At 71.2% G+C, this 13,351-nt stretch carries 11 protein-coding genes; 9 read left to right on the top strand and 2 right to left on the bottom strand.

The genetic code is table 11. The annotated features are described in order from the left end of the window. Window positions 1–69 precede the first annotated feature (69 nt). From MXD59_RS06150 to MXD59_RS06120, 7 genes are all read left to right on the top strand, one after another. A complete protein-coding gene (locus MXD59_RS06150) occupies window positions 70–1,230 on the top strand; it encodes an acyl-CoA dehydrogenase family protein (RefSeq protein WP_283096420.1) in 1,161 nt (386 codons plus the stop codon). Further along, a complete protein-coding gene (locus MXD59_RS06145; protein WP_248823797.1) occupies window positions 1,227–2,204 on the top strand; it encodes an acyl-CoA dehydrogenase family protein in 978 nt (325 codons plus the stop codon). Before MXD59_RS06150 ends, MXD59_RS06145 begins: the two co-directional genes overlap by 4 nt. 51 nt (window positions 2,205–2,255) lie before the next feature. Beyond that, window positions 2,256–3,434: an amidohydrolase family protein gene (locus MXD59_RS06140; RefSeq protein ID WP_248814639.1), complete on the top strand. Its 1,179-nt coding sequence runs from the start codon at window positions 2,256–2,258 to the stop codon at window positions 3,432–3,434. A 79-nt stretch (window positions 3,435–3,513) separates the two neighbouring features. Beyond that, the gene (locus tag MXD59_RS06135) at window positions 3,514–4,959 is read left to right on the top strand and encodes a class I adenylate-forming enzyme family protein (protein ID WP_248823796.1); all 1,446 of its coding nucleotides are present in this window, start codon (window positions 3,514–3,516) and stop codon (window positions 4,957–4,959) included. A 126-nt stretch (window positions 4,960–5,085) separates the two neighbouring features. Further along, complete coding sequence (locus MXD59_RS06130) at window positions 5,086–5,883, top strand: enoyl-CoA hydratase (RefSeq protein WP_248814641.1); 798 nt, start codon at window positions 5,086–5,088, stop codon at window positions 5,881–5,883. Window positions 5,884–5,942: 59 nt separating this feature from the next. After that, entirely contained in the window at window positions 5,943–6,368 is a 426-nt protein-coding gene (locus tag MXD59_RS06125; RefSeq protein ID WP_248814642.1) for a Zn-ribbon domain-containing OB-fold protein, read from the top strand. A gap of 55 nt (window positions 6,369–6,423) precedes the next feature. Further along, entirely contained in the window at window positions 6,424–7,569 is a 1,146-nt protein-coding gene (locus MXD59_RS06120; protein ID WP_248814643.1) for a thiolase family protein, read from the top strand. A 200-nt stretch (window positions 7,570–7,769) separates the two neighbouring features. Here MXD59_RS06120 and MXD59_RS06115 read toward each other — a convergent pair whose 3' ends face one another. After that, window positions 7,770–8,942 (bottom strand): thiolase family protein, encoded by a 1,173-nt coding sequence (locus MXD59_RS06115; RefSeq protein WP_248823795.1) that lies wholly within the window; start codon window positions 8,940–8,942, stop codon window positions 7,770–7,772. Between the two features lie 271 nt (window positions 8,943–9,213). Beyond that, window positions 9,214–9,981 carry an SDR family NAD(P)-dependent oxidoreductase gene (locus MXD59_RS06110; RefSeq protein ID WP_248823794.1) on the bottom strand — a complete coding sequence of 256 codons (768 nt, stop codon included), beginning with the start codon at window positions 9,979–9,981 and terminating at the stop codon, window positions 9,214–9,216. Window positions 9,982–10,359: 378 nt separating this feature from the next. On the opposite strand from MXD59_RS06110, the gene MXD59_RS06105 reads away from it, so the two are divergent. Together MXD59_RS06105 and MXD59_RS06100 are read left to right on the top strand one after the other, a co-directional pair. Beyond that, a complete protein-coding gene (locus tag MXD59_RS06105) occupies window positions 10,360–11,370 on the top strand; it encodes an LLM class F420-dependent oxidoreductase (protein WP_248823793.1) in 1,011 nt (336 codons plus the stop codon). A 122-nt stretch (window positions 11,371–11,492) separates the two neighbouring features. Next, window positions 11,493–13,130 (top strand): AMP-binding protein, encoded by a 1,638-nt coding sequence (locus MXD59_RS06100; protein WP_248823792.1) that lies wholly within the window; start codon window positions 11,493–11,495, stop codon window positions 13,128–13,130. The last annotated feature ends 221 nt before the right edge of the window (window positions 13,131–13,351 follow it).

The raw sequence follows: 13,351 nt of genomic DNA, 5'->3' as shown, positions 1-13,351 counted from the left end.
CACTCCTTGAAAGACGACCCGGGAACTTCGACGTTGCTTCGAGGTTCGCGGGTTCCTATATTGACGTCAATGTTGCATATAACTGCCAGCAGTGGAAGCGGTCCGCTTCGTGACGATGCGTGCTCGTACGCCGCTGCCCTCGACGACTGGCTGGCCACCCGGCCGGCGGCGTTGGAGGCTGCTTCGCGTCCGATCGCCGCGTACGACCAGCGGGTGGCCGTGACTTCCGCGCTCATGGGTGTCCTGTACGACGAGGGTTGGGCCCGTTACGGGTGGCCCGAGCAGCTGGGCGGCTTCGGTGGTGACATCGTGCACCGAGCCGTCATGTGGGACGCGCTGGCGCGGCACGGGCTGCCGGCGATGGCGCTCTACGAGCATCTCGAGGTGCTTCTGCCCACGCTCGTGGCACTCGGTAACCCGACCTTCATGGCCGAGGCGCTGCCCCGGTTCCTGCGCGGCGAACAGGTCTGGTCCCAGGGTTTCTCCGAACCCGAGGCGGGTTCGGACCTGGCCAGCGCCCGCACCCGGGCCGTCGAACGCGACGGCGGTGGGTACGCCATCACCGGGCGCAAGATCTGGACGAGCTGGGCGCGCTACGCCCGGTGGTGTCTGGTGCTCGCCCGGACCGGGACGACCGAGTCACGCCACCGCGGGCTGTCCGCCTTCATCGTCGACCTGCAGGATCCCGGCGTCGAGGTGCGGGCGATCGAACAGGCCAACGGCACCGACGAACTCGCCGAGGTGACCTTCGACGAGGTGCTGGTCGGCCCGGAGCGCCTGGTCGGGGAGATCGGCGGCGGCTGGCGGGTGGCGATGCACATCCTCGCCCACGAGCGCGGGACGTTCGGCTGGTTCCGGCACAACTTCCTGACGCGGGAGGTGCTTGACAATCTCTCGCTGGGCGGACCGGCGGGCGATACGCTGCTGGGCAACGCTCTGCTTGATCTGGCCGCCGTCCGCGCCAGCAGTTTCGGTGGTGTGCGGGCGCACGCGGCGGACACGGTGCTCGGTCCTCGGGCCGCGTTCGTGAAGCTGATGCTGGCCGCCAGCGAGCAGGCCGTGAACGACTGGGTGCTCGCCAGCGATCCGGATCTTGCTGTTGGCGTGCAGGACGACCATGTGGCGGTGAACCGCCAGGACTATCTGTTCTCGCGCATCGTCACCGTCTACGGAGGGTCGCAGCAGATGCAGCTCGACACCATCGCCAAGCAGATTCTGCGGCTGCCATGACGTCGGTCGTGGAGTCACCGGACCGCGAGTTCCTCGAGGCGGCCGGTGCCGCGCTGCGCGGCACCGGGCCCGGTGAGGACCCGCTCGAGGCGCTCGGCTGGTGGGATCTGCTGGCCGAGTTCGACGACCGCGACGCCCGCGGGGCCGCCCTGGCGCTGTTTCGCGCCCAGGGCCGCGAGCTCGCGGACACCGCGGCGCTCGGCGCCCTGATCGCCCAGCCGTATCTGGCGGCGGCCGGGGCGGAACCCGGCACCCTCGTCGCCGTGATCGTCCGCCGTTCGGCCCGTGGCGAGCGGCTGCTCGCCGTCGGTGATGTCGCCGGGCGCACGCTGCTCGTCGACCGGCCGGGTCAGGGCGCGTCGGTCATCGCCGCAGAGAAGACCGAGCTCGTGCCGGTGACCGTGCCCGGTCGCCTCACCCTGCACGAGGTCCGGGTGGACGACGCGGCGCTCACCCCGGCGATAGCCGAGGCCGAGGCCGCGGCCGTGCGGGCCCGGGCGGTCTGTCTCGGCCGGATCGGCACGTCGCTGGAGATCCTCGGCGCCGCCGAGGGGACCCTCGCGCTCGCCGTGGCCTACGCCGCCTCCCGAGAGCAGTTCGGCCGGCCGATCGGCACGTTCCAGGCGGTCCGTCATCTGCTGGCCTGGGCACAGACCGACAGCGTGGCCCTGGAAAGCGTCGTGACGACCGCCGTGGCGCTCGACGCCGCGGCACCGCAGCGTCACGACGAGGTCGTCAAGGCGCTGGCGGGGCGCAACGGCCGGCGCATCTGCGAACGGGCCATGCAGGTGTTCGGCGGCATCGGATTCACCGCCGAACACGACCACCATCACTTCCACAGCCGGGTGCTGGCCCTCGACGCGCTGCTCGGCACGTCCGCGGAGCTGACCCACACGCTCGGCGCGTGGTGGCGCGAGTCCCGCGCCGACCCCAGCGCATCCGCGCGCGCCCTGCTGGCCGCAACCGGCTCGTGACAGCGTCCGCGGTTCCCACGTCCACCATCTGATCAGCAAGGAGAGGCCCACATGACGTCGAGTCCGTCGCCCTATCCGATCTTTGACGCCGACAACCACATGTACGAGACCGAGGAGGCGTTCACCAAGTTCCTGCCGGAGCAGTACCGCAGCGCGGTGCGCTACGTCGAGGTCGACGGTCGTACCAAGATCGCTATCAAGGGTCAGATCAGCGAGTACATCCCGAACCCGACGTTCAGCGTCGTGGCGCGCCCCGGCGCGCAGGAGGAGTACTTCCGTATCGGCAACCCGGAGGGCAAGTCCTACCGGGAGATCATCGGCAAGCCGATGCGCTCGATCCCGGCGTTCCGCGAGCCCGAGGCGCGCCTGAAGCTGCTCGACGAGCAGGGCGTCGAGCGCACCCTGATGTTCCCGACGCTCGCGAGCCTGCTCGAGGAGCGCATGCGGGACGACCCGCAGCTGACCCACGTCGTCATCCACGCGCTGAACCAGTGGATGCACGAGACCTGGTCGTTCAACTACGAGAACCGGATCTTCGCCACCCCGGTCATCACCCTGCCGATCGTCGACAAGGCGATCGAGGAGCTGGAATGGGTGGTGGAGCGCGGAGCCCGCGCCATCCTCATCCGCCCGGCGCCGGTGCCGACCTACGGCTACTCGCGCTCCTTCGGTCTGCCCGAGTTCGACCCGTTCTGGAAGAAGGTCGTCGAGGCCGACATCCTGGTCGGGTTCCACTCGTCGGACAGCGGCTACAACCGTTACACCGACGACTGGGAGGGCGCGAACAAGGAGTACCTGCCCTTCAAGCCGGAGGCGTTCCGGATGGTCAACCAGTGGCGCCCGATCGAGGACACCGTCTCCTCGCTGATCTGCCACGGCACGCTGACCCGGTTCCCCCAGCTCAAGATCGCCTTCGTCGAGAACGGCGCCTCCTGGGTCGAGCCGCTGATCGCGAGCCTGAAGAACGTGTACAAGAAGGGCCCGCAGATGTTCGAGGAGGACCCGATCACGGTCCTTCGCCGCAACATCCACATCAGCCCGTTCTGGGAGGACGACATGTCGAAGTTGGTGGAGCTGCTCGGCGAGGACCGGGTGCTCTACGGCTCCGACTACCCGCACCCCGAGGGCCTGGCCGAGCCCGCGAGCTTCGCCGCCGAGCTGACCAACGTCAGCGAGGAGGTCAAGGCCAAGATCCTCGGCGGGAACATGTCCCGGCTCATCCCGGTCTGACCGGGGCTTCGGCCCGTCGGCCCGGTGGGTCGACGGGCCGCCCGGCCGGCGCCCTGGCGCGCAGGCGAAGGGGGATCTGGTGACAGATCGCGTGGTCCTTGCCTTCGGCGAGCGCGGCTACGGCCGGGCCGAGATCGAGGCGCTGACCGAGGGGCTGGCCCGTCGGCTGGTCGCCCGCGGGGTGCGCCCCGGTGACCGGGTGGCGTTGATGTCGTCGAACCGCCCCGAGTTCGTCGTCGCGGTGCGGGCGCTGTGGCGGGTCGGTGCGGCGGCGGTGCTGTTCAGTCCGACGTGGCGGGCCGGTGAGGTCGAGGACGCCCTCGCTCTCACCGAACCGCGCCACGCCGTGGGCGACCACCCCGCGCTCGCCGCCGCCCTGCCGATGCTGCACCTGGGCGAGCCGATCGAGGCGGTCACACCGGGTCGGCCGGCGGCCGGGTCGGCCACGGGTTCGCCCCGTTGGCCGGTGCCGCGCCCGGACGCCGAGGCGCTGCTGGTGTTCAGCTCCGGGACGACCGGGCTGCCCAAGGCGGTGCGGCACACCCACGCGTCCTTCGACGCGGCGGTCGGGCACTGGCGGCGTGCGCTGGGAATGACCGGCGCCGACCGGATGCAGATCGCCACACCGCCGTCGCACATCCTTGGCATCCTCAACATCGCCACGGTGTGGGCGGCCGGTGCCTGGATGCGTCTGCACCGCCGGTTCGACCTCGACCGGGTCCTGCGTGCCATCGAGGCGGACCGGGTCACCATCGAGATGGCGGTGGCGCCGATCGCCCTGGCGATCGCCGGGCATCCGACACTGGAGTCGTTCGACCTGTCGTCGCTGCGCTACATCATGTGGTGCGCCACCCCGGTCACCCCGAGTGTCGCCGAGTCGGTGACGGCGCGTACCGGGGTCGGGTGGGTGACGGCCTACGGGGCCAGCGAGGTGCCGCTGTTCACCTGCACCCCGCCGGGGCGCACGTCGCTCACCGGCGCGCCGCTGGACAGCGTCGGCCAGGCGGTGGACGGCGTCGAACTGCGGGTGGTCGACCCCGACCGCGGCGTCGTGCTGCCCGTCGGCGCCACCGGCGAGCTGCAGGCCCGGTCGGCGTCGGTGATGGCCGGCTATCTGCCGGCCGCGGCGACCGCGGACGTCATGGTGGACGGCTGGTACCGCACCGGCGACCTCGGCCAGGTGGACGCGGACGGCTGGGTGCGGCTCACCGACCGGCGCAAGGAGATGATCAAGGTGCGGGCGTTCCAGGTGGCGCCGGCCGAGGTGGAGGCGGTGCTGCACCGACACCCCGCCGTGGCCGACTGCGCCGTGTTCGGCGTCCCGGACGCCGCCGACGGGGAGGCGGTCATCGCCGCCGTCAGTACCCGGGCGCCGGTCACCGCGGACGAGCTGATCGCGCTGGTCGGCGGGCGGCTCGCGTCGTACAAGCGGCCCCGCCGCGTCATGTTCACCGACGAGATCCCCCGGTTACCGTCCGGGAAGGTGCTGCGTCGGGTGCTACGGGCACGCTATGAAGAACAGTAGAGCCACGGACACGGACCAGTAGAACATCACAAGGGGCAACGTCCGCTACGGGCAGTGCCTACCAGGGGCAACATCGCGATGCGGGTATCGAGCTGGTCGGCCCGACGCGCGGCTGAGGAGCTGCAGGTGTTCATTCGCTACGAGGTCGCCGACAAGATCGCGACCATCTCGCTCAACCGGCCTGAGGTCGCCAACGCCCAGAATCCCGAGCTGCTCGACGAGCTCGACGAGGCGTGGCGTGCCGCCGCCGCCGACGACGACGTCGCCGTCATCATCCTGCGCGGGGAGGGCAAGCACTTCTCCTCCGGGCACGACATCAAGGGCGCGGGCAGTGCGAACGGGCACGGGAAGATGACCCTCGAGGAGATCATCCAGTACGAGTCGCGCCGCTACCTGGAGTACACGCTGCGCTGGCGCAACACCCCGAAGCCGTCGATCGCGGCCGTGCAGGGCCGCTGCATCGCGGGCGGGCTGCTGCTGTGCTGGCCGTGTGACCTCATCATCGCCGCGGACGACGCGAAGTTCTCCGACCCGGTGGTGGCGATGGGCATCGGCGGGGTCGAGTACCACGGGCACACCTGGGAGCTCGGGCCGCGCAAGGCCAAGGAGATCCTGTTCACCGGCCGGGCGATCACCGCCGAGGAGGCGGAGAAGGTCGGCATGGTCAACCGGGTCGTGCCCCGCGCCGAGCTGGACACCGCGACCCGGGAGCTGGCCGCCAGCATCGCGAAGATGCCGCCCTTCGGCCTGCGCCAGGCCAAGCGCGCGGTCAACCAGACCTTGGACGTGCAGGGCTTCTACGCGGCGATCCAGTCGGTGTTCGACGTCCACCAGACCGGCCACGGCAACGCGCTCAGCGTCTCCGGTTACCCGATCCTGGTGAACCTCGACCAGATGAAGACCAAGGTCAAGTCCGAACTGTAGGACAGGCGAACGGCGCCACGGCGGGAGCCGGACGGTCGCCGAGGCGAGGAGAGAATGGCGTGACCAAGGTAGCGTTCGCCCCCGACGTGTTCACCTGGCCGGCCGACGAGCCGCAGCTGATCGGCAGCCGCTGCCCGGTCTGCCAGGCGGTGACGTTTCCGCGCAAGCCGTCGTGCCCGCGCTGTGGCAACCCCGACATGGCCGAGCGTCTGCTGCCCCGGCGCGGGACCCTGGTGGCCTGGACCATCCAGGGTTTCCTGCCCAAGGCGCCGTACGCGGGCGGGGAGACCGAGGAGACGTTCCGACCCTACGGGGTGGGGCTCGTCCAGCTCGGCGACGAGGTCCGGGTCGAGACGCGGCTGACCGAGGCCGACCCGGAGAAGCTGCGTTTCGGCATGGAGCTGGAACTGGTGGTCGTGCCGTTCCGTACGGACGCGGACGGTACCGAGGTCGTGATCCACGCCTTCGCGCCGACCGAGTCCTGACCCAAGAACCGTCCCAGCGCACGAGTCGTCCCAGCCCTGGATCGAGGAGATTGACATGCACGACGTCGCCATCGTCGGGGTGGGCATTCACCCGTTCGGCCGGTTCGGGCCGAAGTCGGCGATCGAGATGGGTGCGCAGGCGGTGCGGGCCGCCTGCGCCGATGCCGGAATCAGCTGGTCGGATGTGCAGTTCGCGTTCGGTGGCAGCAACGAGGTGGACAACCCGGACGCGGTGATCAGCCTGCTCGGCCTCACCGGCATCCCGTTCATGGATGTCTACAACGGCTGCGCCACCGCCGGCACCGCCCTCGAGCTCACCGCCGACGCGATCCGCTACGGCAAGTACGAGCTCGGCGTCGCCGTCGGCATGGACAAGCACCTGCCCGGTGCGTTCACCGCCGACCCGGAGTACTACAGCGCGCCGTCCTGGTACGGCGAGGCCGGCCAGTTCCTCACCACGAAGTTCTTCGGCATCAAGATCAACCGCTACATGCACGACCACGGCATCTCACACGCGACCCTGGCCAAGGTCGTGAACAAGAGCCTGCGCAACGGGGTGCTCAACCCCAACGCGTTCCGCCGCAAGCCGCTGGACGAGGAGACCATCCTCGGGGCGCGGATGCTCAACTACCCGCTGACCCAGTACATGTTCTGCTCGCCGGACGAGGGCGCGGCGGCCGTGGTGCTGTGCCGGGCCGACATCGCCCACCGCTACACCTCGAACCCGATCTACCTGCGGGCCACCGCGCTGCGCACCCGGCGCTACGGCGCCTATGAGGTGCACAGCTCGTGGGCCGCGGTGGAGGAGGACGTCGCGCCGACGGTCTACGCCAGCCGGGCCGCCTACGAGGCCGCCGGCATCGGCCCGCAGGACGTCGATGTCATCCAGCTGCAGGACACCGACGCCGGCGCCGAGATCATCCACATGGCCGAGAACGGTTTCTGCGCCGACGGTGAGCAGGAGAAGCTGCTCGCCGAAGGCGCCACCGAGATCGGCGGCCGGCTGCCGGTCAACACCGACGGTGGTCTGATCGCCAACGGGGAACCGATCGGTGCCTCCGGCCTGCGCCAGATCCACGAACTGGTCCGCCAGCTGCGCGGCCAGGCCGGCGACCGCCAGGTCCCCGGCAACCCCCGGGTCGGCTACGCCCAGCTCTACGGCGCCCCCGGCACCGCGGCCGTCTCCATCCTCACCACCTGACGGGGACGTCCCCCCCTGACGCGGAAGGGGGGGCCCCCCCGGGGGGGGCGCCCCGTGCGGGGGGGGGGGGGCCGCCCGTTTCCGGTTCGTGGCCGGCCTCCCGTGTGGCCTGCCCGCGGAGGCGGAACGCGTATCGCGCCCCCGGCGGAACAGGACCGGCAATCCCGCGCCGACACACAGGAGCCGGCGCGGGCCCAGGATCAGAGCAGCTCGAGGACCATGGCGGCGCCCATGCCGCCGCCGGCGCACATCGACACGACGCCCAGCGTGGCGCCGCGGCGGCGCAGCTCGCCGAGCATGGTGACGACCATCCGGGCGCCGGTGGCGGCGATCGGATGGCCGAGGCTCGCGCCGCTGCCGTTGACGTTGACGATCTCCGGGTTGATCCCGAGCTTGCGCACCGCCGCGACCGGCACCGAGCAGAACGCCTCGTTGATCTCGAACAGGTCGATGTCGGCGAGGGTGAGACCGGCCCGGTCGAGTGCCTTCGGGATGGCCAGGGTGGGGGACATGCCGGTACGGGCGGGCTCGATGCCGACGGCGGACCACGAGCGGATCCGGGCCAGCGGGGTGATGCCGTGAGCGGCGGCGTAGGTGTCGCTGGTCACGGTGACGGCCGCGGCGGCGTCGTTGAGCCCGGCGGCGTTACCCGCGGTGACGGTGCCGGCCTCCCCGAGTTCCGGGTGGATGAGCTTGAGCGAGGCAAGCCGCTCCAGCGTCGTGCCACGCCGCGGGTGCTCGTCGGTGTCGAAGCGCACGACGCTGCCGTCGGGCCGGGTGACGTCCAACGGGATGATCTCTTCGGTGAACGCGCCCGCGTCGATGGAGGCGATCGCGCGGGCGTGGCTGTAGACCGCCCACTCGTCGACGTCGGTACGGGTCAGGCCCATCTCGCGGGCGGTGTTCTCGCCGACGGTGATGGACATGTCGAACGCGGGGGCCTCGGGGGTTTCGGGGTGCGACGGGGGGCGCCACAGCGTCTGGTTGCCCTCGGCGTCGAACTTCACGCTGGGAGCGGCGTTGGTGAGGCTTTCGGTGCCGCCGGCGATGACGACCTGGTCCATCCCGGCGCGGATGCTGCCGGCGGCGATCGAGACCGCGGACAGGCCGGCCGCGCAGTGCCGGTTGTCGGCCAGGCCCGGCACGTCGTTCAGACCGAGCCGGACGGCGACGTTGCGGGCGATCACCCCGCCGCCCTGCATCGACTCGGCGAGGACGATGTCGTCGACGTCCTGCGCCGGGATCCCGCTGCGCTCAAGCACAACCGGGATGACCGCCTCGGCGAGGTCGAAGGCGTCGAGGCCGACGAGGGTGCCCTTGCGGGTTCGGCCGATGGCCGTGCGGCCGGTCGAAACGATCACTGCTTCGGTCACGGGGATCCTCCCTGGGGGAACCGGCCGCGCGCCCGCCGACGGCACCGCCGCGGCGCGACACGCCGCCCATCCGCGCAGATGTCGATATTGATATCGACAGTAGTCAGCGCCCCTGCCACTCGCAACCGACCCGTGGCCGACCCCGGGCGTTCCCGTAACGCCGCAGGTCCAGCTGTCGCCGGGCCGTCCGTGCCGGGCCGTCCGCGCCGGTCTCCATGTCCGCACGGGGAGACCGGCGGCGGCGAGGACGGGCCCCGGGCCGGGGGAGGTCCTACTTCGGGGGGAAGCGCAGCGCGCCGTCGAGACGGATGTTCTCGCCGTTGAGGTAGGGGTTGCGCACGATCGACTCGACCAGCAGGGCGAACTCCTCCGGCCGGCCCATCCGCTTGGGGAACTGGATGCTGGAGGTCAGCTTCTCCTTCAACGCCTCGGGCGCGGAGAGCATGATCGGGGTGCCCATGGTGCCGGGCGCGATCGCGTTCACCCGGATGCCGGACGGGGCGAGGTCACGAGCCAACGGCAGCGACATGCCGAGGATGGCGGCCTTGGCCGCGGCGTAGGCCAGCTGACCGACCTGGCCCTCCAGTCCGGCGATGGAGGCGGTGTTGACGATCACGCCACGCTCGCCGTCCTCGGTCGGGGTGTTGTGGGCTATCGCCGCGGCGGACAGCCGGGTGACGTTGAACGTGCCGACCGCGTTGAGCTGCAGGACGCGGACGAACGAGTCCTTGTCGTGCGGGGTTCCGTCGCGGTTGAGGGTGCGGGCGGCGATGCCGCCGCCGGCGACGTTCACGACGATCGAGAAGGTGCCCAGCGACTGGGCCGCGCTGATCGCGGACTGCACCACGTCGTCGTCGTTGATGTCACCGCTGACCGCGAGGGCGTCCGGCCCGATGCTGTCGGCGACCTCCTTGGTACCGCCGTCGTGCAGGTCGAAGACCACGGTCTTCACGCCGAGGCCGACGAGATGCCGCACGGTCGCGGCGCCGAGACCGCCGGCACCTCCGGTGACGATCGCCGAACGTCCTGTCAGATCCACAGTGTCCTCCTGCCCCGGGACGCCGTTCCCAGCCGGGAACCCGCGTCCGTGCGTGTCCCGAAATCGGGACCCATGCCCTGCCTGCTGTGGGCAGCCGCCGCTAGGGGCGACCGCGGAAGTCCAATCCCGGCCGCGAACCCAGGCCATCATGGACAGCGTGACCATAACGGGTCCGGTCCTGGCGGGACAACGGACGCGGCGTCCGCCCGGCCGCCACGGCGTCCGCCCGGCCGCCACGGCGCCCGCCCACCGCCGAGCCGGCCGCGGTGCGGCAGGTCCTCGTGGGCAGCGCTCGTGGGCAGCGGAGGTGGGCAGGCATGCTCCGGTGCCAGACGTTGACATTGACATCGAGTTTTGCGTCGGGCTAGCGTCGAATACGTGACAGAGGTAACGCTTGGCCTGAGCCTGGCTGGAATCCGAGGCAAGGGCGCCTCGCTCGCCGAGGTGGCACGCCGGGCCGAACAGGTCGGCTATGACTCGGTGTGGACCGGCGAGGCCTGGGGTGCCGACGCCTTCACACCGCTCGCCTTCATCGCCGGCATCACCACCCGGCTGCGACTGGGCACCGCGATCGCGCAGATGCCGGCCCGGACCCCGGCGGCCACCGCGATGACGGCCCTCACCTTGCAGCAGCTGTCCGGGGGCCGGCTCATCCTCGGCCTTGGCGCGTCCGGGCCGCAGGTGGTGGAGGGCTGGCATGGCGTGCCGTACCGCCCGCCGGTGCAGATGACCCGCGAGTACCTGGCCATCCTGCGTCAGGCCCTCGCCGGCACCGGCAAGGTCGCCTTCGAGGGATCCGTCTACCAGGTGCCCTACACCGGCCCCGGGTCCACCGGCCAGGGGCGGGCGCTGCGTTCGCAGTTGCCGGGTGCGCCGCAGACGCCGGTTCTCATCGCCGCGCTCGGGCCGAAGAACGTCGCGATGACGGTCGCCGAGGCCGATGGTCTGCTGCCGTACCTGTGGAGCCCGCGGCACTGGAAGAACGCCTGGGGTGAGGCGCTCGCCGCCGCCCCCGCGGGCTTCCAGATCGCGCCGACGGTGCTCGCCTGCGTCGGTGACGACGTCGAGGCCTGCCGCGACGAGGTCCGCCCGCGGATCGCGTTGCACATCGGCGGCATGGGGTCGAAGACGAAGAACTTCTATGCCAATCTCGTCGCCCGTTACGGATATGTGGAGGAGGCGAACCGGATCCAGGACCTGTTCCTTGGCGGCGACCGGGCCGGGGCGTGCGCGGCCGTCCCCGACGACCTGGTCGACGACCTGGCCCTGGTGGGTCCGCCGGCGCGGATCGCCGACCAGCTCGCCGCCTGGCGGGACGGCCCGCTGAGCACCGTGATCGTCGAGCCGACCGACCACACCATGCTGGAGGCCATCGCCGGCATCTGGTGAGACCGCCAGTGGTCGGCCGGACGGTCGAGACCGCCGGTATCTGGTGGCGCCGCCGGCTGGTGGTGAGGCAACGTGACGGTGGGACCGGGTCCGAAGTCGACGTGGAAAGTGGGAGTACGGCCTTGGCACAGGGTGCGCAAACAGGGACGACAGCCGCACGGCTGCTGCGGGCGCGGGCCGCGGACGACGGCCCCGGCCTGATCATCGGCGATGACCGGTGGAGCTACCGCGAGCTGGTCGCGCAGGCCGCCCGCCGGGCGAACCACTTCGCGTCGGTGCGCGATCCGCGGCGCCCCCCGCACATCGGTGTCCTGCTGGAGAACGTGGCCGACTACGTGTTCTGGCTGGCCGCGGCCGCGCTGTCGGGGGCGACCGTGGTCGGCGTCAACGCGACCTACCGGGGCGAGCAGCTCGGCCAGCTCGTCCGCCACACCGACTGCCAGCTGCTGGTGACCTCCGCCGGTTACGCGCCGCTGCTCGAGGGGGTGGACACGGCGGTGTCGGCCGAGCGCGTCCTCGTCGTCGACACCCCGGAGTACGCCGCGCTGCTCGAGGCGGCTCCGGCCACGCTGCCGGCTGTCGAGGTCGGTCCCGAGGACCTGTTCCTGCTGATCTTCACGTCCGGTTCGACCGGCCTGCCCAAGGCGGTGCGCTGCACCAACGGCCGGTTCGCCCGTACCGGCGGGCACGTCGCGAAGGTCACCGAGCTGCGGCGCGGTCGGGACCTGGTGTACTCGCCGTTGCCGTTCTTCCATTCCAGCTCGCTGTTCACCGGCTGGTCCTCGGCGCTGAACGCCGCCGTCCCGATCGCGACGCGGCCGAGGTTCTCCGCCTCGAACACCCTGCCGGACCTGCGCCGCACCGGCGCGACGGTGATGACCTACACCGGCAAGGTGCTCAACTACATCCTCGCCACCCCCGAACAGCCCGACGACGCGGACAGCCCGCTGCGGGTCGCGGTCGGCAACGAGGCGTCGCTGCGCGACATCCGCGAGTTCGCCCGCCGCTTCGACGCCACCGTGCGCGACAGCTACGGCTCCACCGAGGGCATCATCATCATCCGCCGCGACCCGTCGATGCCCGACGGCGCGCTCGGCCGGCCCGACCCGACCGTCCGCGTGCTCGACGCGACCACCGGCCAGGAGTGCCCGCCGGTCACCTATGGTCCGGACGGGCGGCCCAGCAACCTGGACGTCGCCGTCGGCGAGATCGTCGAGACCGCGCCGACGGAGGGCTTCGAGGGCTACTACAACAACTCCGAGGCCACCTCGGCCCGGTTCCGCGCGGGCGCCTACTGGTCGGGGGACCTCGCCTACCGCGACGACGACGGCTGGCTGTACTTCGCCGGACGGTCCAACGAGTGGCTGCGGGTGGACGGGGAGAACTTCGCCGCCGCCCCGGTGGAGGCGATCATCGGGCGGTTCGCGGACGTGCGCTCGGTCGCCGTCTACGCCGTGCCCGACGATCCGGTGGGCGACCGGGTCATGGTCGCCCTCGAACTGCGCGCCGACGCCCGCTTCGACGCCGCCGCGTTCGACGCGTTCCTCGCCGAGCAGCCCGACCTGGGGCCCAAGTGGCTGCCATCATTCGTCCGGGTCACGGCGGAGCTCCCCAAACTCGCCAGCATGAAGATCGACAAGATGCGCCTGCGGCGGGAGGCCTGGCAGGTCGACGGGGTGGTGTGGCGCCCGGAGCGGGGCGCTGCGCTGCGTACGCTCGAACCCGCCGAACGGGCCCGCCTCGATGCCCTGCTCGGCTGACCGCCTGCCGGGTTCGGGCCCCGGCCCCGGCCTTCGTGGGCGTCCGCGGGCTTCTGCTGGCTTCCGGCAGGTGGTTGCCCGCACACTGAAACCCGAGCTCGATATGAAGGTCATCGACCGGATTCCGCAGCGGTGGCGGCCGATCATGGAGTCGGTGCCGGCGAACCAGGAGACCTGGGCCGCGGTCCGGCCCTGACGACGGCGCCACCCCGACGACGGCG

Source organism: Frankia umida, assembly GCF_023242945.1.
Lineage (GTDB): Bacteria > Actinomycetota > Actinomycetes > Frankiales > Frankiaceae > Frankia > Frankia umida.
Note: the sequence above shows the minus strand (reverse complement) of the source record. Positions and strands in the feature narration are given on the sequence as shown.

What these genes read in the sequence shown, in the direction of transcription:
- MXD59_RS06120 (WP_248814643.1), top strand. Translation starts at nt 6,424, where the DNA reads ATGCACGACGTCGCCATCGTCGGGGTGGGCATTCACCCGTTCGGCCGG.
- MXD59_RS06150 (WP_283096420.1), top strand. Translation starts at nt 70, where the DNA reads ATGTTGCATATAACTGCCAGCAGTGGAAGCGGTCCGCTTCGTGACGAT.
- MXD59_RS06140 (WP_248814639.1), top strand. Translation starts at nt 2,256, where the DNA reads ATGACGTCGAGTCCGTCGCCCTATCCGATCTTTGACGCCGACAACCAC.
- MXD59_RS06145 (WP_248823797.1), top strand. Translation starts at nt 1,227, where the DNA reads ATGACGTCGGTCGTGGAGTCACCGGACCGCGAGTTCCTCGAGGCGGCC.